Raw genomic sequence first — 24002 nt, 5'->3', positions numbered from 1 at the left:
ATTATTGCACAACAGGCTCTAACTTACTGTGGCGGTAGTTAAATGTAAAATAAAAAACTACTCCTAATACCAGTGCATAAGATGCAAAAATGATCCAAATTGTTTGCCAATCTTTAACACCGTCATGCGTGCACATGTCAACAACAAAACCACTCAATATTGACCCTAAATAAGCACCAATGCCATTCACCATGGTCATATATAATCCTTGTGCACTCGCTCGAATATTCGGGCTTACTTCTTTTTCGATAAAAATAGAACCCGAAATATTGAAGAAGTCAAAGGCACAGCCATACACAATCATCGACAGCATTAACAATACAAAACCAAATGGTGTTGGATCACCAAAAGCAAACAGACCGAATCTGAGTGTCCAAGCAATTAAGCTTATCATAATGACTTTTTTGATGCCAAATTTCTTAAGAAAGAATGGAATGGTCAAAATAAATGCCACTTCTGCCATTTGTGAAACAGATAACAAAATTGCTGGATACTGTACAATTAAGCTATTTTTAAACTCTGGAATTTTACCAAAATCATGTAAAAATGCACCACCAAATGTATTAGTGATTTGCAAGATTGCGCCAAGTAACATCGCAAATAGAAAAAAAACAACCATAGTGGGATTCTTAAATAGCACAAATGCATCTAAGCCTAAACGGGAACTCCAAGACTGTTGCTGTGATTTATTCATGTTAATGTTAGGTAACGTCGTGCTATACACCGCTAGCAAAACTGATGCCGTGCTCGCTACATAAAGCTGAGCGTTGCTCAATTCAAATTTCAGTAAGCTAATCATCCACATTGCAACAATAAAACCAATAGTACCAAATACCCTAATTTTAGGAAAAACAGCGACGGTATCTAATTTTTCCTCATCCAGACAGTGGTAACTGATTGAATTTGATAATGCAATGGTTGGCATAAAAGCAAATGCATTACATAACATCACCCAAAATAGCATTATCGAATTATTGACTGATGCAGCATAAAACAGAGCAATAGCACAAATGCAATGGCAAAGCATATACAAATATTTAGGTTGTAAAAATTTGTCTGCAATAATGCCAATAATACATGGCATTATTAATGCGGCTAAACCTTTTGTACTAAAAATCATTCCTACTTCGGCGCCTGAAAAGTGCAACGTGTTGAACAGATAACCGCCGAAAGTCACTAACCAGCTTCCCCAAATAAAATATTGGGAAAACATCATTATTTTCAATCTATTTTTAATGTTCATTATTTATCCCTAAAATAATGTGAACTTTTTATATCAAATAATAAATAATAAAAAGTATTGATTAAAAACGCGCTATTGTTTTAGTGATTAGCTGTAAAAATGTTGATTTAACACGCTCTGCTGTTTCAATTACTTCTTCGTGACCTAAAGGTTGATCTAATATGCCGCATGCCATGTTAGTTAAACAAGAGATACCAATGGTTTTAATACCTGAATGATGAGCAATGATTGCTTCCGGTACTGTTGACATACCCACTGCATCCGCCCCTAAAACTCGAATCATTCTCACCTCGGCCGGAGTTTCATAGGTTGGTCCTGTCCACCATGCATAAACACCTTGTTGTAGTGTAATATTTAGTTCGTTTGCTACATCAGACACGATTGTACGTAATTGTTTATTATAAACCTCGCTTACATCTAAAAAGCGAACGCCAAGTTCTGGATTATTTGGTCCAATTAATGGGTTATTAGCTGTTAGATTAATATGATCGGTGATGAGCATCAAATCGCCTGGTTTAAAACTCGTATTTACAGCACCACAAGCATTAGTAATAATCAGTTTTTCAACGCCGAGCATTTTCATTACACGAACAGGAAAAGTAACCTGATCTAATGTAAAACCTTCATAATAGTGAAAACGGCCTTTCATCGCGATTACAGTTTTATCTCCACTTTTACCAATGACTAATTCGTTAGCATGTCCAACTGCGGCAGATTTCGCAAAATGAGGAATTGTGTCATAAGGAATGTGAACCGCATCTTCAAGCGTATCGGCAAAAGGGCCTAAACCTGAACCAAGAATAATCCCAATCGTTGGTTTTTTATCGGTATGTTGTTGAATAAAATTAACTGTTTGCTGTATATCAGATGTTTGATGCATGACTGTACCCTTTCAAATTATCGAAAAAAACGAAAAAAATTGGTGATTAAACATAATCACAAAAAACTTAGATGTCTCAAAACTAACAATTATTGTTAGTTTTGAGAAACAGAGTTATAAATATCATACTATTCAATAATAGAGAATAATCGATATAAATAACCCTATTTTTCATTTACAGAGAAAGATCACCTAAAAATCTACAAGAAAAACAAAGTATTTGTTATTCATAGTTGTATATTATGCTGATCTTCATGCAATAAAGAAAGATGCTTATTAATTTATCTTTCATTTAATTATGGGATAAAAATAGTTTTATTATTTTTTAATGTGCTATTTTGGAATGCATCACATTGATAATATGTAAAAAATACTTTTTCAGTATCGTATGGTTATTTGATAACGCTTAGTTCAGATTAAATTTAATCTCATCCCAAAATACGCCCGCAATCGGAATAAATAACCCCTTTATCACCTCGAAAAAAACCAATCAACGTTAAGTTATTTTGTTTGGCGTTATCAATGGCCATAGATGTTGCGGCAGAAACAGCCAAAAGAATTTCAATTCCACAGATAGCTGTTTTTTGAACCATTTCGTAGCTGGCGCGGCTAGAAACTAGAATAACGCCTTTCTGTTCTCGATTACTCAATTGTTGCTGTTTTGCTCGATAACCGAGTAATTTATCTAATGCAACATGCCTACCGATATCTTCAAAGCCAGCTAAAAATTGCCCATTCAAATCAAGCCAAACAGCAGCATGGGTACAGCCAGTTTGTTTGCCAACCAATTGAACTTGAGTTAAGTATGAAAGAGAGTCTCTAAAATTGGAAAATTCTATTGTATCGTTTATTTGAAGCGGTGAAATACTTTGACAAACTTGCTCAATTTGCTCAGTACCACAAATTCCGCATCCTGTTCTGCCAGTTAAATTACGACGTTTTTCTTTTAATTGAGCAAAACGTCTTGATGATAATTCAATATTAACTTCAATTCCTTGCGATCTTTCAACGATATCAATGCCATAAATATCATTAACTGATTCAATTATGTTTTCAGTTAATGAAAAACCAATAGCAAAATAGTCAAGATCTTTAGGTGTTGCCATCATAACAACATGGGAAATTCCGTTATAAACTAAGGCAACGGGTTTTTCGATAGCTACTTTGTCCGCTTGTGGGTTTTGTAATGTACTGTTACTGAATTTGGTTACTTCTAATGAAGTGGTTCCGATCGTCATAATTGAACTCTGGCTATTTTAGTTGTTAACAAATAGGTTTTTTATGATCAGCTTATCAATGTTAATAATGAGTAAATCAATATACTTATTATTTTAAAAGCAGCCAATAATTAATACGCTCAAATCCTATACGTTTAATATTATGGTAAAATAAAAAACTATTATCAATTGCTAATTTATCAAGTCAAACTATGTCATTACAAGAAATTACACACATAATAATGCAATTTATTCAGACACATCAAATGTGGGCATTGCCAATTATATTTTTACTGGCTTTTGGTGAATCAATGGCTGTTATTTCGTTACTTGTGCCAGCAACTGCCATATTATTGGGGGCTGGCGCCTTAGTTGGCGGTGGTGCGATATCGTTTTTTCCTGTGATGATTGCTGCTTCAGCCGGAGCAGTTTTAGGGGATTGGGTATCTTATTGGTTAGGTAAGCACTACCATCAACAAGTGATTGCCTCATGGCCATTAAACAAACACCCAAAACTTATTTTTCGAGCCGAACAATTCTTTCAACGTTATGGTACGTTAGGCGTCTTTATCGGTCGGTTTTTTGGTCCATTACGAGCATTTGTACCCCTCATTGCTGGCACGATGCATATGCCAGCAAGTAAATTTAATTTAGCTAATATCGCTTCAGCACCAATTTGGGCATTTGTGCTTTTGGCTCCCGGTGCATTTGGTGTACCTTGGTTAGAAACCCTATTTGGTTAAATCGTACCAACATTATAACTACGACGCCCACTTTTGCGACCAAGCGCTTCCAAATTGGTTTGTAAAGGTGGGAATGGTAATTTTAAATTGTGTTCACGGTAAGCTTCTAATATCAGTTTATGAATTGCACTGCGTAGCCGCATACGGTGTCCCATTTCTGCTGCAAATACGCGTATTTCAAACAACTGAATACCTTCTTGAATATCCACTAAAAACACTTGTGGTTCAGGATCTTTAAGTACATATTCACACTCTTCACAAGCCTGCTGTAGCAATTTGATCACCAGATCGCTATCCTCATCAATGGTTGCTGGAATGGTTAATACAATTCGGGTTATTGAATCTGATAATGACCAATTGACTAGTTGCTCGGTAATAAACGCTTTATTGGGCATAACAATTTCTTTACGGTCCCAATCGACAATAGTAATGGCACGCGTATTGATTTTGGTGATATTTCCCGTTAAATCCCGAATGGTAACGGTATCGCCAATCCGCACAGGTTTTTCAAACAAGATGATTAAACCTGAAATAAAGTTTGCAAATATCTCTTGTAAACCAAATCCTAAACCGACACCTAGTGCCGCAATAAGCCACTGAATTTTTGCCCAATCAATACCGATAAACGAAAACGCAATCATACTGCCTATCATCAAAACGATATATTTTGATACGGTTGAGATGGCATACCCCGTGCCTGGGGCTAAATCTAAATGTTGAAGAATACCTAATTCAAGTAGTGCTGGCAGATTTTTTACTATTTGAACGGTAATGGTCATAACTAAAATGGCAATACAAACAGCGCCTAAAGTAATGTACTGTTCAACTTCGGTTCCATTTATTATTACACTCGTGCCCCAGAGTTTAATATTGTTCATAAAGGCAAAAGCTGAGTGCAATTCTGACCAAAGTAATATCATACTGATTAATGCTATCAGCATAATAATCGATCTAACTAACTGTAACGATTGAGCACTAATTGCATCTAAATCTATGACAGGTTCATCCATATTGTCATTAATTGTTAGTTCTTCCTCATGACCTCTAGCGCGTTGCATACGTTCTAGTCGGCGCTGTTTTGCTCGTTCAAATTCGATGCGACGTTTTTGGATCCACATCCAACGACGAATCATAAAATAGATAACTAATAAACCGAACCAAATAAAAACAGAAGCTTCAAGGCGACCTAATAGAACTTGAGCCGTTGATAAATATCCTAAAAAGGCGGCAATAATGGCTAACCACGGAGCACTCAATAAGATAAACCATAAAATATGGCTTAAGAGATTATCACCAGAGCCTTTTTTATCTATATACAATGGAACACCCGCTCGGTGAATTGAGTTGCTCATAAATACTAATGCAAAACACAAAATAATAAAAGCACTACGACCAATAGTAGCAGCAAATTGGCGGTTACTAAACTGATCAAAACTCATCACAATCATTACAAGGGGGATCACTAACCAAACTGAAAGTTTATAATATTTCATTGCTTCACGGACGTTAGCTTTTGACCAGCCAAAATGGGTAATAAAGAGTCCTGATTCTTCCGCAAAATGAGCCGTGATTATAAAGACCCATAAAATCGGTGCTGCAGCATTAACACCATAGCCTAGAGCTATAGCTACCGGATAATCCCAATTAATTTGTTGTAATGCATAACCAAACACAGCCCATAAAATGGGTACAGGTAACGCCATGATTAACGAGTAGACAACCACTTTTAACGTTAATGAATAACTGTCTTGCGTTACTTTACCCACACGCGCAGCGGATTTGTTTAAAAATGCATAATATTTAGCTCGCATTTTGAAATGTGCGAAAACAAATATCATAGATAATGTTAATAAGAATAGTAATTTAGGTGAAGATAATATTTCACAACTGGCATTATACAGTTGAGTTAGCGTATCAATAGAAAAAAGAACATACACCACATCTTTAGCTAAATTTACTGGATATTCCAACGAAATTGGATTTACATCGGCAACCCAGAAAAAATAACGATGTGCCGCATCATTAACTTCATCGATGGCATTGGTTAATTGTGTATTGGATATTTTTAATTTTGTTAACTCCAAAATAGTGGTATCTGTACCTGAAATTAACGTTTTAAGCAATTCGCTTTGTTCTCGAATTGATCGGCGATACTGGCTGGCAAGTTTTGAACTATTAAGTGGGTTTGATAATGTAGGATAGTTCTCTAATGCCTTTAAATGAGTACTGTAATTTAATTGTTGAACTTTTGCTTCCGCTATTTCTGCATCAAGTGGTTGTGATTTTGGTTTTTCTGGTAGATTTAACAACTGTTGGCGAAGTGTTTCGCCAAGTGCTGTTGAAAAGCTTAACCATTCCCCTTGTTCAGCAAGGGTTGATAATGTATTTTGTACATGTGATATTTGCGTAGTAATATTATTTTGTTCATTAGTAATGCTGGTTAAATGTGTTTTTTGAAGTTCTAAATTTTGACGGAGTTCATCATTTTTATCACTTAATTGATTGACTGTTTGTGATAGTTCTTCTTCATTATCAATGGTAATGGCTGTTTGTTCAGCTAATGTTATTGATGTAAACAGCAATAAAGCACAACATAAAATACTACGCATCCACATAAAGCTATATCCTTTCAGCTAATTTTTGACCAACACGTGTTGTATTACCAACTTTTAAGTGGCTATCAAATTCAATTGTGTTAGATGCAAACAAGGTAATGACGGTTGAACCGAGTTTAAAACATCCCATATCTTGTCCTTTAACTAATTTTACTTCACCTGAATAGACCCAACGTTTCATTATGCCTTCACGTGGTGGAGTAATACAGCCTTCCCATTGTACTTCAATACTGCCAACGATGGTTGCACCAACTAAAATCTGTGCCATTGGTCCGAAATCGGTTTCAAATAAACAGATTACCCGTTCATTGCGAGCAAAAATATTTGGTATACATTCAGTAGTTGCTTGACTCACAGAAAAGAGTGAACCCGGTACATAAATCATTTCACGTAAAACCCCATCACAAGGCATGTGAAAACGGTGATAATTTTTTGGTGAAAGGTAGGTGGTTGCATAAGAGCCATTTTTAAAGAATTTAATCATATCGGAATGGCAAGCAAGGAGTGATTCTAAAGAATAATAATGTCCTTTTGCTTGTAATAATAAATTATCTTGAATCGTACCAAATTGGCTAATAGTCCCATCAGCAGGCATAACTATAGAGTTAACCGCGCTATCAATTGGGCGTGCATCTTCTTTTAGTTTACGTGCAAAAAAATCATTGAAAGTTTTATAGTCTTCGGCATTTTCTAATTCTGCTTCACTCAGATCTATTTTATACAGTTTCATAAAGCCCTGAATTATCCAAGTAGTAACTTTACCTAATTGCTTTTTAGCCAGCCAACCAAATAACGAGGTTAATAACTGTTTAGGAAGAAGATACTGAATAATTGCTTTTAACTGATTTGACATGGATTACTCTCAAATTTTGTCTAAAAGAATTATTATACCAATAATTTATTGGAATGTATAAAACCCATAAAATCGGCAATTTGTGTGATAGATCACACTTAGTTTAAAAATTTTGCCAATATCCATTAAACAATGGCAATCAATTAAAAGTCTCCATATTTACTTCTATCTAAACTATCACCATTAATAAAACTAAGGGCAGTGTTAATGGAAGATAGATATATTGTAGCAATAGACTTAGGGGCATCTAGTGGTCGGGTAATGCTGTCATGCTATCAACAGCAAAATCAAAAAATAACGCTTGAAGAGATTCACCGATTTAATAATGAATTTAAAGCGATAGGTAATCATTTTTGTTGGGATTTAGTTTATCTGGAACAACAAATATTAATCGGTCTAAATAAAATTATTCAGCAAAATATCAAAATTGATAGTATTGGTATTGATACTTGGGGGGTTGATTATGTATTGCTTGATAAAAATGGACAAGTAGTTGGCCCCACTTACGCTTATCGTGATCACCGAACAGATAATATCATGTCACTTGTGCAATCAGATCTGGGCAAAGAAACGATTTATCAAAAAACAGGTATCCAATTTCTTACTTTTAATACGCTTTATCAACTCAAAGCGATGATGATTGAACATCCCACTTGGTTATCACAAGTAACCGATTTAGTGATGATCCCGGATTATCTTATTTATAGGTTAACTGGCCAATTAAATCGCGAATACACTAACGCCTCTACCACTCAATTAGTTAATGTTGCTACTCATGACTGGGATGATGACTTGCTCAACTATTTGGGTGTTCCGCGTAAATGGCTTGGTGAAATTACTCAACCTGGGAATCAAGTTGGAATGTGGCGAGCACCAACAGGCGATCAAATTCCTGTCATAGCCATTGCTAGTCATGATACGGCTAGTGCAGTTATTGCCACTCCCATTACCGATAAAAATAGTGCTTATTTATGTTCTGGTACGTGGTCATTAATGGGGATTGAATCAAAACAATCGTTTACTGGGCAACAAGCATTAAACGCCAATATTACCAACGAAGGTGGTGTTGATGGGCATTATCGGGTATTAAAAAACATAATGGGACTTTGGTTATTCCAACGAATCTGCGCTGAATACGAAGTTAAGGATATCACCTCATTAATTCAATTAGCACAACAAGAATCCCCATTTGCCTACATTATCAACCCAAATGATTCTCGTTTTTTAAATCCTCAATCAATGACAGAAACCATTAAACAAGTTTGTTTTGAAAATTACGGTCATGCACCTGAACGTTTATCGGAGTTAGTACGATGTGTTTTTGACAGTTTGGCTCATTTATATCGTGATGTAATTAAAGAATTGGCAACGATCACAAATGAAGAAATCAATACGTTACATATCGTTGGAGGTGGCTGCCAAAACACTTTTTTAAATCAGTTATGTGCCAATCTTTGTCAAATCAATGTTACGGCTGGGCCAATTGAATCTTCAGCACTCGGGAACGTGGGTTATCAATTGATTTCGTTAGGCGCTATTAAAAATGTCAAAACTTTGCGTCAGATCATCGCTCAAAATTTTGATACCAAATACTACTATCCAAACAATAGTTAATTAATAAAAAAAATTATATATTTTATAAAGGAGTATTCCATGAATGTAGTTGAAAATGCATATCAAATTGCCAAATCAAGATTTGCTGAAATAGGTGTAGACACGGATGCTGCCATTGCCGCTATGGCTCGCTTGCCAATTTCAGTACATTGCTGGCAAGGTGATGATGTGGCTGGTTTTGAAAAGCAAGAGGGCGAATTAACCGGAGGTATTCAAGCAACTGGAAATTATCCTGGCAAAGCTCGTAGTGCTGATGAACTCCGCTTAGATTTAGATAAAGCATTTAGTTTAATTCCTGGACCTAAACGTCTGAACTTACATGCCTGTTACCTAGAAGCCGATCACAAAGTTGATCGTAATGAGATCAAACCCGAACATTTTGCCAATTGGGTTAAATGGGCGAAAAAACAACAAATTGGTTTAGACTTCAATCCTACTTACTTTTCGCATCCATTGAGTAATGACGGGACTTTAACTCACACTAACGACCAAATCCGTCAATTTTGGATCGATCATGGCAAAGCGTGTCGTAAAGTATCAGAATACTTTGGTAAAGAGTTAGGTACGCCATCAATTATGAATATCTGGTTACCAGATGGCATGAAAGATATCACCGTTGACAAATTTGGACCAAGACAACGTCTAGTCGAATCTATTGATGAGATTATTAGTGAAAAAATCGATCCAAAATATCACATTGATGCAGTCGAAAGTAAATTATTTGGTATTGGTTTAGAATCCTATACTGCTGGCTCTAACGAATTTTATTTAGCTTATGCCACCTCTCGTAAAACGGCATTATGTTTAGATGCTGGCCATTTCCATCCAACAGAAGTTATTTCAGATAAGATTTCGGCTGTTATGCCATTTGTTGAACATCTTTTACTACACGTCAGCCGTCCGGTACGTTGGGACAGCGATCATGTCGTGTTATTTGATGATGAAACTCAAAATATTGCTAGTGAGATCATTCGTAATAAATTGTTCGATCGTGTTCATATCGGCTTAGACTTTTTTGATGCCTCCATCAACCGAATTGCTGCTTGGGTAATTGGTACTCGCAATATGAAAAAATGTCTATTAAAAGCTCTATTAGAACCGACAGATAAACTCAAACAATATGAACATAACCGTGATTTTACTTCCCGTTTAGCATTATTAGAAGAACAAAAATCACTGCCTTGGCAAGCAGTTTGGGACAAATATTGTCAACTTAATGATGTCCCAGTAGGGCAAGCATGGTTAGACGAAGTTCGTCAGTATGAACAACAAGTATTAAGTCAACGATAATAAAGGTGATAACTATGCAACAAATACAATCTTCATGGTTTGTTCAAGGCATGATTAAAGCGACCTATGACATGTGGTTAAAAGGTTGGGATGAACGTAATGGCGGTAATGTAAGTCTGCGATTATTGGAAAGCGATATCATATCTTTCAAAAACGATTTTTATCAAAACCCACGTCATGTAACGCTTACTCAAGATGTAAGTAAATTGGCCAATCAATACTTTATAGTTACAGGTTCGGGTAAATTCTTTCGTAATGTGATTTTAGATCCTGCTGATACTTTAGCGGTTGTAAAAATTGACGAACAAGGCAAAGGCTATTACATCATGTGGGGGTTGATTAATGGTGGATTGCCAACTTCAGAATTGGCAGCACATTTGCAATCACATATTGTCCGAATTGAGAAAAGTCAGGGTAAAGATCGTGTCATTATGCACTGCCATGCGACCAATTTAATTGCGTTAACCTATGTGCTTGAACTTGATACTGCGGTCATTACCCGCTTGTTATGGGAAATGAGTACCGAATGCTTGGTAGTCTTTCCTGACGGTGTTGGAGTGGTGCCTTGGATGGTACCGGGCAAAGATGAAATTGGTTATGCAACCGCGCAAGAAATGGCAAAACACACTTTAGTACTTTGGGCATTTCATGGTGTTTTTGGCACAGGGCAAACCTTAGATGAAGCCTTTGGCTTAATTGATACGGCAGAAAAATCAGCGGAAGTATTAGTTAAAGTATTATCAATGGGAGGCAAGAGACAAACCATTACGACTGAGCAATTTAGGCTACTTGCTCAACGGTTTGATGTTACTCCTTTAGAGGATGCTTTAAAACAATAAATAAGCTTAGTAAAAATAGCCTAATTAATATTGTTTAGATATAAGGATACAAATATGGGTAGTTCGATTTTTCTAGGCATTTTTTGGCACTTTGTGGGTGCCACTTCTGCTGCTTGTTTTTATGCACCATTAAAAAAAGTGAAAAACTGGTCATGGGAAACGATGTGGTCAATAGCCGGTCTGTTTTCTTGGATTATTTTACCATGGTCTATTAGCTACTTTTTATTACCCGATTTTTGGGCTTATTATGGTTCATTTGGTTCACAAATATTGATACCCGTTTTTCTATTTGGCGCAATGTGGGGAGTGGGTAATGTCGGCTATGGCCTTACCATGCGTTATTTGGGTATGTCGATGGGAATCGGTATTGCAATTGGTATTACCTTAATTGTTGGTACTTTGATGACGCCGATTTTACAAGGAAAATTTGGGGAGCTGGTTGCTTCGACTGGCGGTAAGATGACATTATTAGGCGTTGCTGTCGCAGTTGTTGGGGTTGGTATTGTTACTTATGCTGGACTTTTAAAAGAGAAAACCCTTGGAGTACAAGTCGTCGATTTTAACCTTAAAAAAGGGTTATTGCTGGCTATTATGTGTGGTATTTTTTCAGCCGGTATGTCATTTGCCATGAGTGCAGCTGTACCTATGCACACAAAAGCGGCTGAATTAGGAGTTGATAACCTTTATGTTGCACTACCAAGTTATGTTGTCATTATGGGTGGTGGAGCGATTGTTAATCTTGGTTTCTGTATTACACGCCTCTGTATTAAAAAAGATCTGTCATTCAAACAAGATATTTCTGTTGCAAAATCGTTACTCATCAGTAATGTACTTTTTGCCATATTGGGTGGTGCAATGTGGTATTTCCAATTCTTCTTTTATGCATGGGGACATGCCAATATCCCAGCCGAATATGGTTTTATGAGTTGGATGTTACATATGAGTTTTTATGTATTATGTGGTGGCATCGTTGGATTAGTATTAAAAGAGTGGCTTGGTACTGGTACAAAACCAGTAAGAGTTCTTTGCATTGGTTGTTTGGTGATTATTGTTGCTGCCAATATTGTTGGTTTAGGCATGGCAAATTAATTTGAAGGAAAAAATTATGTCTTATCGTATGATTCTAAATGAAACGTCATATTTTGGCGCAGGTTCAATTGTTCACATTGTGGATGAAGTTAAAAAACGAGGTTTTAAAAAAGCTTTAGTTGTAACGGACAAAGATCTTATTAAATTCAATGTTGCGACCAAAGTTACAAAATTATTGGATGACAATGGTTTGAGTTATCAAATTTTTGATGATGTCATACCTAATCCTACGATTGGTGTAGTGCAAAAGGGCGTTGAAATTTTCAAACAATCGGGTGCTGATTATCTAATCGCGATTGGTGGCGGTTCACCACAAGATACGGCTAAAGCAATTGGCATCATTATTAATAATCCTGAATATTCCGATGTTCGCAGTTTAGAAGGCGTTGCACCAACTAAAAAACCAGCGGTTCCAACCATCGCCATACCAACTACAGCCGGAACCGCAGCTGAAGTAACGATCAATTACGTTATCACAGATGAAGAGAAAAAACGTAAATTTGTTTGTGTTGATCCGCATGACATTCCGGCTGTTGCCATTATTGATTCCGATATGATGGCAAGCATGCCTGCAAGTTTAAAAGCAGCAACGGGGGTTGATGCGTTAACTCATGCTATCGAAGGGTATATTACTAAAGGTGCATGGGAACTCTCTGACATGTTCCATCTAAAAGCGATTGAAATCATTTCACGTTCACTGCGTGATTCGGTTAAAGGCGTCGAAAAAGGGGGGGAAGAGATGGCACTTGGGCAATATATTGCTGGCATGGGCTTTTCAAACGTTGGTTTAGGCCTTGTCCATGGTATGGCTCATCCTCTAGGCGCATTTTATAGTACACCACATGGTGTGGCAAATGCAGTTTTGCTCCCTCATATCATGGCTTACAATGCTGATTTTACTGCTGATAAATTCCGTGATATTGCTAAGGCAATGGGGGTTGTTGGCACTGAAAGTATGAGCATTGAGAAAGCCAGACAAGCCGCTATTGATGCCGTAAAACAACTTAATCAAGATGTGGGTATTCCAGCTAATTTGAAAGCAATTGGTGTGAAACGTGAAGACATCCCTGCACTTGCAAAAGCTGCTTTTGATGATGTATGCACGGGCGGTAATCCTCGTGATACAAATGTTAGTGAAATTGAACAACTTTATCATGCTATATATGAATAAAACATTCATCCGTTAATAACTTCGAGATAGGTTAGATGATATTTATTTAATCTATCTTGTTATTTATAAATAAGATTAAAAGGAGTGATCATGTTAAGAAAAGCGACAATCATGCAAGTACATCCAGATAAACATGCGGAATATAAAAAAAGACACGATGAAATATTTCCGGAGTTGGTCACAGAACTCAAAGCTCACGGTGCGCACAACTATTCGATCTTTTTGGATACTAAACGCAGTTTACTTTTCGCATATGTAGAAATTGAATCCCAAGAGCGTTGGGATGCGGTTGCTAAAACTCAAGCTTGTCAAAAATGGTGGGCATTTATGCAAGATATTATGCCAAGTAATGTCGATAATAGCCCAATAAGTGAAGAGTTATTACCCGTATTTTACCTCAATTAATGTGTTGCTCTCTTTTACTGATTTAAAAGAGAGTTGACTTTAACAATCTATTTTAATTCTATAAATTTATATTTTTATTAATCTTATCTTTGAATTTTGCTCGATATTGGGATGGTGTTTGTTGCGTCTCTTTTTTAAAAACTACAGAAAAATAGTTACTATCATCATAACCACATTCTGATGAAATCATACTGATCGAGTATTGAGTATTTCGCAGTAATGACATCGCATTACATAAACGACGTTTTTGCAGATACTCATTAATGGTCATGCCAGTTTGGCTTTTAAATAAACGACTAATCGAACGTTTAGCAATATGATTTTGTTTGCAAAACATCTCTAAATTAAATGAACTGCCAATATTGTTATGCAGTGTTGTAAAGAGCAGATCCAACTGATGAGTTGCTGTAGGGGATTGTTCATTAGGAACTTGCTTGATTCTATCTAACAAAATCACTAACTGTAAAAATAACGCTTCGGACAAATGCACTGAAGCTAAATTATTTTTTTTTGATTCTAAGGTTAATTGATCAACTAACGGCGAGAGCTGCTTAATAAATGAAGGATTAATACGCCAAACGCGTTCCGTATGTTTAGCATTATGTTTAGGAAGATATTTTTCAATTATTGTTGATAAAAAAAGCGTTTCTCGCAAATATAATATATTAAACAATTTAAGATTATTTACTGATTCATAACCATGAAGATCTTTAGGATTAATATATAAAATATCGCCACTGGTAATAGGATAAATATAATCATTCCAATGATGCAAACCATTACCCGAACAGACAATGACAATTTCATGGAAATCATGATTATGCAAAGGAAAAGGCTGTTGATCATCTCTTTTTTCGACAGTAACAGTATTTATTTCTGAAATAAAATAGTCCTGTTTATATAAACGTAAATGTTTATTCATAACCTGTTCCTGACGTCCGTGTATAGCCATTAATGATAACGTTTTTCTGGATCATTACGTAATATTTGTGGACCAACTTTAAACTCTTGTTTAAAACATGTTGAAAAGTAGGCGCTATCATTAAATCCACATTCCTGAGCAATTTCGGTAATTGATTTACTAGTATATATTAATTGGCTATAGGCCTCTGCTAAACGTAATTTTATTAAATATTTTTGAGGAGTAATACCTAATTGGTTTTTCATGTGGCGATGAAAAGAGCGCAGTGACAATGAAAATTGTTGAGTGATCTTATCCCAATCAATGGTTTCTTTAAAATGAATTTGTAGCCAGTGTAATAACTGTTTAACTCGAGTATCTGTCGAACCTGATCCTTGATTCACATACTGATTTTGTTTAAATAACAAAAGTAGCTGTAAAAAAAGGCTTTCCTGAATAGGATTTGGCTGTTCATTAACTTGATTGAGTTGATTCAAAATGGTTTGCACATGTTGGTTACATTTTTTGTCTACAAAATAGTGCGATTGGCTAGAATTTTGAGTAGGTATTAATTCGCCAATACCATTGATGAAATTGAATTTATCGGGCTGTCTATATAAGATATTTGTTAAATGTAGATTATTAACGTTTTCGTATAAATGGCAATCACTTGCATGAATATAAAACATCATGCCTGGATAAAGGTCAAAAAGCTGACCATTTAAAATATGTTTACCCGACCCCTTTGTAACAATAACAATTTCATTAAAATTATGAGTATGTTCAGGATATACGGGTTGTGGTGCTCGAGGTTCAAGGGTGATGTTTTGCTCACTAGAAACAAAAAAATCCTTATCAAGCAGCTTCTGAATCATAGATGACCTCATCGTTTTACTAATCATTATATCTATATTCTAAGAGTAAAATCTTATCTGACCTTTAATATCTGGACATGGAAAATCTTTTTTTGGCTGTAATTTATAGGAAGTTTGGACTTTTTATCAAATTTGTGCGAAGACTCACACTTTTGACAACCTATTAAACTTACAAGCTGAGCTATTAATTATTCGCTTAATCTACTGAATTTTGCTTACCGATTTTCCTTTCTTCACTTGGTGTAATACCAAATGTTTTTTTATATAGCGTTGTAAAATGAGTACTATTGATAAAACCGCAAAGTAAAGATATTTCAGTAATGGTCATATCACTTTCACGAATTTTTGAGCGTGCAGATAATAATCGTAGTCGTTTGATGTAGTTTTCTGGTGTTAAACCTGTTGCTTGTTTAATATGCCTGAACATTGTTCTAAGCGTTAAATGAAAATGTTGAGCAATAGTATGCCAATCATATTCATCAAAGCAGTTTTCTTGTAAATGATTAAGCAGAAGGTGAAGCTTATAACGTGTGTTATTTTTTTGTGCCTGCCGTTTTGATTGATCAATAATGGTAATTAATTTAAAAAATAAAAATTCACGATACTCTAATGAGTTTTGCAAATCGAACATTTGATCGATAACTGCATTACACTCTTTTCTTAGGCTAGGTGCTAACCAAACATAAGAATTTAAATCACTTGCGGAAATTCGATTCAATAATATTTCTATCTTATTTAAAAACATAAATTTTCGACGAGGATTAATCAAGATATTTGTCAGTTTTAAAGTGCCTAGATCATCATAGAAATGATAATCATGGCAACGTACTAAAAACACATCACCTTGTTGAATAAATAAAGGTTTACCATTAATAACGTGCAGTCCATGGCCTTGCTCTACAATGACCAGCTCATCAAACTCATGGTTATGCTCAAAACTATTACCTTCCGGATCACTTTTATACAGTGCTAATTTATCTAATTCAGAATTAAAATAAGTAATGATTTTTAAATGGTTCATAATGCTTACCTAACTTCTTTTAATTAATTCTAGTTATGCTGAGTGAAAATGCTGAGTTAAAAAAAGTGTAGCTGTAATGATTGTTAAAATTATTTTCACTTTCACTCCTCATACAATAATGTAATTAACTTTCCGTTTAAAAATAATAATTCTAAAAATGTGAACTGACTCTTAATGATCTTTTTGCTACTGCCATTTATACCGCTAATCTGGCAGTGTCAAAGTAGCTGCCTTAAGCACCGCATAGCTATACTCCTAAAAATAGATATTTTAAAGGAGAAGACTATGTCACAAGCGATGCAAAAAAATGATGATCTTGTTATGATTCGAGACATAACGTTTATTTCTAAAGCCGAAAATTTATTACCCACAATTCATCAAACAATAATCAAAGCGCAAAATATCATCACATTAGTCAATGATCCTAAAGCGGTTCATGGATGGTCGGCTAAGGTCATTAGCCCTGCGACAGTTTATTTCAATCAAAGCTTTCAAACTGGCGAAAGTTTTATTATTGATTTTGGACAACATGGTGTTGGCTATTTATCTTTTTTGTGTGATGCGATAGGCAGTCCTCCCGATGCACCTGCACATATCAAGTTCACCTTTGCGGAAACTTTAGGTGAACTTGCAGAGCCATTTAGTCAATATCAAGGATGGTTAAGTAAAAGTTGGTTACAAGAACACGACGAATACATTGATGTGCTACCTGCACAAATAACCTTATCCAGACGTTACTGTTTTCGCTATTTGAAAATAGAGATTGTTTCACTATCGCCTAAATACAATTTGACGTTTAAAGATATCGAGTTTAAAACGGTAAGTTCAGCGCCTAAATACTGTATTGGGTGTCAAACACAAGATCCTCAGCTCGCTAAAATAGATCAAGTATCAGTGCACACATTGCGAAATTGTATGCAAGAAGTGTTTGAAGATGGCCCTAAACGAGATAGACGATTGTGGTTAGGAGACCTACGACTTCAAGCTTTAGTCAACAATGTTACATTTAAACAACATGACCTTGTTCGCCGTTGCTTATATTTGTTTGCAAGCCATAGGCGAGAAGATGGAATGGTTTCGGCTAATATTTTTGTCAAACCACAAATTATTGCTGATGATACGTTCTTATTTGATTATTCGCTGTTTTACATTGATGTCTTATATGACTATTTCATGGCAACAAGTGATCATAATACGGTCAAAGAGTTATGGCCTATAGCCTTACAACAGATCGACATTGCACTTAAACGTTGTGATGAATATGGGCTGGTAGTTGATAGTGATGACTGGTGGTCATTTATTGATTGGCATGAAAAACTCAATAAACAAGGTGCTTCACAAGGTGTTTTAATCTATTGTTTAGACAAAGCGATAAAGCTATCCCAAACCTTTCAACCAGAAATATCCTCAAATTTACAACAAAAATTGGATTTTGTTAAACACGCTGCCGACCAACTATGGGATGACAAATCAGGATTTTACATAAGTGGGGCGCAACGTCAAGTTAGCTATGCAACGCAAATTTGGATGATTCTTGCTGATGTAGGGGATCGTAACCATCAGCAAAAATTGATGAATAAGTTACTATTAACTCCTCCTGATATTGGTATGAATACACCTTACTTACGTCATCACTATATTTTAGCTTTATTAAAAGTTGGTATGAAAAAACAGGCGATAGACGAAATTAAAGCCTATTGGGGAAAAATGGTTGAATATGGCGCTGACACTTTTTGGGAACTTTTTGATCCCAACGATCTCAATTATTCACCTTACGGAAACAAAATAATTAACAGTTACTGCCATGCATGGAGCTGTACACCTGCTTGGTTTATTCGTCAACACTCTCTTTAACCAATCAATATTATTAAAGGATCTTAAAATGATGCATTCAATATTTAAACTTTGGCAACAACGAATTGGTTATGGGATTGCTGATTTATCCTGTAACTTAGTATGGCAATTAATTTCGTTGTATCTTATGTATTTTTATACCGATGTAATGGAACTTCCTGCTTACTATGTTGGTATTATGTTTTTAGTTACGCGATTGGTTGATGGTGTCGCTGATGTATTAATGGGACTTATCATTGATAATACATCAACCCGTTGGGGACGGTGTCGTCCATGGTTATTAATCGGCGCAATTCCTTTTGGTATACTATGTGTGTTGGTATTTTATGTGCCCGATTTTGGTACCACAGGAAAACTTATCTATGCATTTGTAACCTACTTGTGTCTGTCATTTATCTACACCATTGTTAATATCCCTTTTAGTGCAATGTTACCGTTTTTAACGGCCGATTCTTTAGAACGTACAACCTTATCCTCAGTAAGAATTTTATTAGGATCGTTAGGATCAACCATTGTTGCCGTGGCAACATTACCTTTAGTTGCAACGCTAGGTAATGGTAATCAAAATCATGGTTTTTTATATACTGCAATCATTTTTGGTGGCATTGCAACTTTCTTTTTAATCGTCAGTTTTAAAAATGTTGAAGAAAAAATCTCAATAACCCAAGATAAAATGACGCTAACACGAGCATGGCAAGGTCTAAGAAATAATACCCCTTGGAAAGTATTTGCTTTCAATATCTTTCTCATGTGGGGAGCATTCTTTTTACAAACGGGCACGTTAGTTTATTTTTTCAATTATTATGTCCAAAGCACTGAATTAACCGCCATTATTGCAGGTATATCAACTTTTGTACCATTACTTGGAACGCTCACCGTTCCTTTCTTAGCTAATCGTCTTAAAAAACGCCATATTTACCTATTCGCTAGCACCATTAATTTAGTCGGAATGGGGATTATGATGCTATCAGGCATTAATCATCTTGGCTTAATAATTGGTGCGGTGATTTTATCGATTGGAGCGGGTCAACGTTTAGCGATCTATTTTTCAATGCAAGCCGATCCTGTTGATTATGGCGTCTGGAAAACAGGCATTAATACTGCCGGTATCTTAACCTCTATTAACGGTTTTTTAGGTAAGGTTGCGATGGCAGGTGCGGGTGCAATTACAGGCTTTTTACTCTCTTCTGGTGGTTATATCGCTAATGCAGAACAAGTACCAAGTGCACTTTTTGCCATCAAGCTTTGCTACCTCTATCTACCTGTAATTTTAATCATAGCTTCTATGGTTTGGATTGGTAAATTTTACAAACTTGATGACATTTATGCGTCCATCTGTGCAGAACTTGATGCCAAACGATTAAATGAAAGTGAATAAGAAGATAAGTAAGCGTACTAAAGGGTATTTTGATAATTTAAAAGGAGAGATCTATGTAGCTAAAAATTGTCGTTGTAGGCTGATGTTTATATTTGCTTCCAACACCTGCATCATTTGAATTGTAGACAGAACAAGGTGCACTTAAGTTAAAGCGTGAGGGTGAATTCAATATTGATGCTACAAATGAAAAACATCAACCCTCCATAAAACGACAGCAAAAACGATTTAGATATCAAAGATGGCGATCGGTGGAGAGTGAATAGTTGAATCTCAATTAGTTTAGACGGTAAATGTGAGTTAGCCAATCACTCTTATGCCACTTTTTCAATACAACCACTGGTCGATCTCAGTGGTTAAGTGAATTTAGATAATGCTAGCTTTTATTTTAGTTAAAAAGATGATTGGCAAACTTAATTTAGAACAGCACAAAAAAGATTAAATTATCTATTATAAATACAGGAATCAAAATACCAATTGACCATTTCATATAACCAAAAAAGCTAGGCATAATGATTTTGCTTTGGGTTGCAATACTTTTAACCATAAAGTTAGGTGCATTACCGATATAGCTAAGTGCTCCCATAAAAACAGACCCCATTGAAATTGCAAGTAAAGTTTTTTCAAGTGTGGTCATTAAAAGTTTGGCATCGCCAGAGGCTAAATTAAAAAAGACTAAATAAGTCGGCGCATTATCTAAAAAACCTGACAACAAACCTGAAAGCCAAAAATACATACTATTAATTGGGTCATTTTGTGAATCACTTACCAAAGCAACAACGGGCGCCAAAGCACCGTCATGCCCCTCTCTTAAAATAGCTAGAACAGGAACGATAGTGATAAAAATTCCTAAAAATAGCTTGGCAACCTCAATAATTGGATCCCAATTAAATTCATTTCCTGCTCTTACTTGCTTCGGGGTAATGAGCACTGATGTAATGGTGATTATCACAAAAATGATGTCGCGCACTAAATTAGGTAATGCAATATGAACTTCTAAAAATTCAAAACTAACCGATGATTGCCAAATGCCCGACATAAGCACACTAGCAATAATTGCTATCAATAAAAATACATTCTTAATCCCATAGATTTTAATTGATTTGCTATGTGAAAAGGTGGATGCCGTTACGGGCAATTTACCATATTGTAGACTAAAATATTTGTGATCAATCACATAAAAAATAGCCAATAACAAGCTCGACGTCAGCAAAACAGGCAACAGCATATGTTGAACTGTCCAACCAAAATTGACACCTTTTAAAAAACCAATAAACAAAGGAGGATCACCCAGCGGTGTAAGACCGCCTCCAATATTGGCGACTAAAAAGATGAAAAAAATAACAATATGTACGGCATGTTGACGATCACGATTAGCTCTAATTAAAGGTCGAATCATTAGCATGGCTGCACCTGTTGTACCCATTACTGATGCAAGCAGAGTTCCTATTGCCAGCAAACCAACATTTAATTTTGGGGTACTTACTACATCACTTTTAATTAAAATCCCACCCGAAACTGTAAACAGTGCCAGCAGTAATAAAATAAAAGGGATAAACTCAGCAATAATGGCGTGCGCTGTTAAATTTAACGTTGTTTGCCAGCCAAACGTTACCAATGCAAACAATAAAAATATCAGCGTCCAGCCTAATGTGACTTCACCATAATGATGATGCCAAAGCCGTGCTAAAAACAGCGGCATTAACGCAATTGAAAGTAAAATTCCAAGAAAGGGAATACCCCAATAAATTGACAAATCATGACCACTAAAATCCGCTGCATAGATATCAAACGGCATTAATATTAATAAAATAGATGATAGTAATGATAAATTAAAGTGGGTTTTCATATGCTATTACAGGCGTTAAAGCAAAGAATTATAGCCGAAATGTTCAACGTTTACCAATCAAACTATTAATGAAACTTTAGGCAAAAACTGGTTAAACATTGAAATAAAAAGTTAGAAAGATTTGTATGCTAAATTGGATCTTAGGGTAATGATCCCTTAGTGAATGTTTTATCGACAAAATAATGAAAAATACTCTTTCAGCATTTGTAAAAAATATTCAGGAGTCTATACCGTTTCAATTTTTTATATGAATTTAATATTTAAAAACGGATCAAACTAATACAAGGCTTAACCTTTTTACTAATATCCTTTGAGCTTATCTCTTATAAACTGTGTTTTTAATAACGAAATGGTATAGACTCCTGAATATTTTTTACAGAATAAATTGTAACATTCTAATATAATTATATTTTTATGTTCATTTAAATCTAATCATTCAAAATTATCTAAATTCTATTCATTATCTTAGTAATACTTTTAAAAAGTATTTTTTACCATTGTGCTGTCAGTTACTTTGTCAAAAAGTTTCAGGTTATGGGTATGTTTGAGTAAAATGAAATTTTTTATACAAAATCTTAAAAAATATCCTACAAAGAACTTAATAAAAAATCTGTAAAATCCAAATTCTGTTAATTCTTTTTTGAACATATTTAAGTAACAAATTTTTAATGGCATTATGCTTTATTTATTAATAATATCAGTAAGTTATCCATGTAATTAAATTTAAGGAAATGTTAAAAAAAGATTGCAAAAAACGTACTACAGTGTATTTTATGCTCTTTTGAGGTTATTTTTTAATGTAACTTCGTTCAGGTATTTAGCTAATAATGATAAATGCTTAAATAATCAATTTGTTATTAAAAATAGTGCTAAAAATTATTAATAATAAATAATTCAATAAAACACATTTGCAGTGCACATGAAATATATCGAGGATAACATGGATAGAGGATTAACCAATCTGGTGAATCAATTAGGCAATGGTTTAAGTCATGGTTTAAAGAATGGTTTGGTTAATGGCGCGGGTCACAATCGCTATACATTAAATATGGATGGTTTGCCTGCTGAGATTTCAATCTTACAGGTTGAGGGTAATGAACAACTTAATCAGCCTTGGCACTATACGATTACTTTTACCAGCTCGGATAAACAACTTTCTGTTGAGTCATTTCTTAATCAAAATGCCCGTTTGAGTTTTAATCCTGCTAATTCTGGCAGTTTAAGCGATTTTGCTACTCAAGGACTTAATGCACTTAATTCCTTAACTTCGGCTAATCCATTAGATGCATTAAAACACTCTGAGCCATTAAAACAGTTAAATAAGCTTAAACAATCTAATCCACTTGATTCACTTAACTCTTTAACCCAGTTTAATCCGCTTAATCCGTTAAATTCACTATTATCTCAAGGTGGCTCACGCACTCTTTATGGTGTGATAACCCAGTTCAGTCAATTATCAGTCAGTAATGATGAAGCTCGTTATCAGGTTGTCTTATCCTCGCAATTAGCCAAACTGGCATTAAGTCATAACTGTGCTATTTTTCAGAATCAAAGCGTTATCAGTGTGGTTGAAGAGGTCTTGCGTGGTCATGGTTATACCGGGATTGATTATCGTTTAGCACTTAAAGAGCAATATCCGGAGCGTGAATTTATCACCCAGTGGCAGGAGAGTGACCTTGAGTTTATTCAAAGACTGCTTGCTGATGTGGGGGGCTATTTCCGGTTTGAAACGCATGGTGAACATAATTGTGATGTGATGGTCATCAGTGATTATGAACAAGGTTATCAGCAGGTGGCTGATATTGTGTACAAACAACCGAGTGGCACACTGGATAACGGCGTTGAAAGTGTCTGGGATATGACCTTGCACAGTCAAATGGTGGAAGCTTCGGTACAAGTACAAGATTATAACTACCGCGATGCACAGGCGAATTTATTGGGTGAAGTTAACAGCCAACAAAAAGATAACACCACTTATGGCACCGATTACCGTTATGATGAACACTATAAAGGGTTAAATAGTAATGGTGACAGCAATAATGGAATTGATAGTGACATCAATAATAATGATGATAATGAAAATAGTGGTGATATCGATACCGATGATAGTCAAGGCAGTAAGGGCAATAATAACGATAATAGTCGCGATAACAACAGTGATATTAGCA

Annotated in this window: 18 protein-coding genes and 1 pseudogene; 10 read left to right on the top strand and 9 right to left on the bottom strand. The window is 35.4% G+C overall.

Going from position 1 to position 24002, the window contains the following annotated elements; translation table 11 throughout:
* Position 1 precedes the first annotated feature (1 nt).
* The 3 genes from H3S88_RS09960 to fdhD all read right to left on the bottom strand — a co-directional run bounded on the left by H3S88_RS09960 (position 2) and on the right by fdhD (position 3361).
* A complete protein-coding gene (locus H3S88_RS09960) occupies positions 2–1243 on the bottom strand; it encodes a nucleoside permease (RefSeq protein ID WP_198228817.1) in 1242 nt (413 codons plus the stop codon).
* Between the two features lie 61 nt (positions 1244–1304).
* Complete coding sequence (locus H3S88_RS09955) at positions 1305–2123, bottom strand: purine-nucleoside phosphorylase (RefSeq protein WP_198228818.1); 819 nt, start codon at positions 2121–2123, stop codon at positions 1305–1307.
* A 428-nt stretch (positions 2124–2551) separates the two neighbouring features.
* A complete protein-coding gene (fdhD, locus tag H3S88_RS09950; protein ID WP_198228819.1) occupies positions 2552–3361 on the bottom strand; it encodes a formate dehydrogenase accessory sulfurtransferase FdhD in 810 nt (269 codons plus the stop codon).
* Positions 3362–3552: 191 nt separating this feature from the next.
* On the opposite strand from fdhD, the gene H3S88_RS09945 reads away from it, so the two are divergent.
* Positions 3553–4083, top strand: coding sequence for a DedA family protein (locus tag H3S88_RS09945; protein ID WP_065737461.1), 531 nt, complete (start codon positions 3553–3555; stop codon positions 4081–4083).
* Here H3S88_RS09945 and mscM read toward each other — a convergent pair.
* Positions 4080–6626 (bottom strand): annotated as a pseudogene (gene mscM, locus H3S88_RS09940) (miniconductance mechanosensitive channel MscM); the annotation flags it as partial. The gene H3S88_RS09945 and the pseudogene mscM overlap by 4 nt on opposite strands.
* Before the next feature lie 76 nt (positions 6627–6702).
* A complete protein-coding gene (asd, locus tag H3S88_RS09935; protein WP_198228821.1) occupies positions 6703–7551 on the bottom strand; it encodes an archaetidylserine decarboxylase in 849 nt (282 codons plus the stop codon).
* A 207-nt stretch (positions 7552–7758) separates the two neighbouring features.
* Here asd and rhaB point away from each other — a divergent pair, with 207 nt between their 5' ends.
* From rhaB to rhaM, 6 genes are all read left to right on the top strand, one after another.
* Complete coding sequence (gene rhaB / locus H3S88_RS09930) at positions 7759–9165, top strand: rhamnulokinase (protein ID WP_198228822.1); 1407 nt, start codon at positions 7759–7761, stop codon at positions 9163–9165.
* A gap of 39 nt (positions 9166–9204) precedes the next feature.
* Positions 9205–10455, top strand: coding sequence for an L-rhamnose isomerase (locus H3S88_RS09925; RefSeq protein WP_198228823.1), 1251 nt, complete (start codon positions 9205–9207; stop codon positions 10453–10455).
* 14 nt (positions 10456–10469) lie between these two features.
* Positions 10470–11294 carry a rhamnulose-1-phosphate aldolase gene (gene rhaD, locus H3S88_RS09920; RefSeq protein WP_086326293.1) on the top strand — a complete coding sequence of 275 codons (825 nt, stop codon included), beginning with the start codon at positions 10470–10472 and terminating at the stop codon, positions 11292–11294.
* 54 nt (positions 11295–11348) lie between these two features.
* Complete coding sequence (gene rhaT / locus H3S88_RS09915; RefSeq protein WP_198228824.1) at positions 11349–12383, top strand: L-rhamnose/proton symporter RhaT; 1035 nt, start codon at positions 11349–11351, stop codon at positions 12381–12383.
* A 16-nt stretch (positions 12384–12399) separates the two neighbouring features.
* Positions 12400–13554 carry a lactaldehyde reductase gene (fucO, locus tag H3S88_RS09910; protein ID WP_198228825.1) on the top strand — a complete coding sequence of 385 codons (1155 nt, stop codon included), beginning with the start codon at positions 12400–12402 and terminating at the stop codon, positions 13552–13554.
* 90 nt (positions 13555–13644) lie between these two features.
* Positions 13645–13959: an L-rhamnose mutarotase gene (gene rhaM, locus H3S88_RS09905; protein ID WP_144091699.1), complete on the top strand. Its 315-nt coding sequence runs from the start codon at positions 13645–13647 to the stop codon at positions 13957–13959.
* Between the two features lie 58 nt (positions 13960–14017).
* Here rhaM and H3S88_RS09900 read toward each other — a convergent pair whose 3' ends face one another.
* The 3 genes from H3S88_RS09900 to H3S88_RS09890 form a co-directional block, all read right to left on the bottom strand.
* The gene (locus H3S88_RS09900) at positions 14018–14881 is read right to left on the bottom strand and encodes a helix-turn-helix domain-containing protein (protein WP_198228826.1); all 864 of its coding nucleotides are present in this window, start codon (positions 14879–14881) and stop codon (positions 14018–14020) included.
* A 29-nt stretch (positions 14882–14910) separates the two neighbouring features.
* A complete protein-coding gene (gene rhaS, locus H3S88_RS09895; RefSeq protein WP_065737451.1) occupies positions 14911–15735 on the bottom strand; it encodes an HTH-type transcriptional activator RhaS in 825 nt (274 codons plus the stop codon).
* Positions 15736–15931: 196 nt separating this feature from the next.
* Entirely contained in the window at positions 15932–16756 is an 825-nt protein-coding gene (locus H3S88_RS09890; protein ID WP_198228827.1) for a helix-turn-helix domain-containing protein, read from the bottom strand.
* Between the two features lie 285 nt (positions 16757–17041).
* Here H3S88_RS09890 and H3S88_RS09885 point away from each other — a divergent pair, with 285 nt between their 5' ends.
* Together H3S88_RS09885 and H3S88_RS09880 are read left to right on the top strand one after the other, a co-directional pair.
* Positions 17042–18610: a hypothetical protein gene (locus H3S88_RS09885; RefSeq protein ID WP_198228828.1), complete on the top strand. Its 1569-nt coding sequence runs from the start codon at positions 17042–17044 to the stop codon at positions 18608–18610.
* A 28-nt stretch (positions 18611–18638) separates the two neighbouring features.
* Positions 18639–19988, top strand: coding sequence for an MFS transporter (locus tag H3S88_RS09880; RefSeq protein WP_144091704.1), 1350 nt, complete (start codon positions 18639–18641; stop codon positions 19986–19988).
* A 415-nt stretch (positions 19989–20403) separates the two neighbouring features.
* On the opposite strand, the gene H3S88_RS09875 is transcribed toward H3S88_RS09880, so the two are convergent.
* Positions 20404–21834, bottom strand: coding sequence for a sodium:proton antiporter (locus tag H3S88_RS09875; protein WP_198228829.1), 1431 nt, complete (start codon positions 21832–21834; stop codon positions 20404–20406).
* 919 nt (positions 21835–22753) lie between these two features.
* Between H3S88_RS09875 and H3S88_RS09870 the strand changes: the two genes are divergently transcribed.
* Positions 22754–24002: type VI secretion system Vgr family protein (locus H3S88_RS09870; RefSeq protein WP_198237271.1), on the top strand; the 1249-nt coding region annotated here is incomplete at its 3' end.

Source organism: Gilliamella sp. B14448G11 (genome assembly GCF_016101765.1).
Taxonomy (GTDB): Bacteria; Pseudomonadota; Gammaproteobacteria; order Enterobacterales; family Orbaceae; genus Gilliamella; species Gilliamella apicola_N.
Note: the sequence above shows the minus strand (reverse complement) of the source record. Positions and strands in the feature narration are given on the sequence as shown.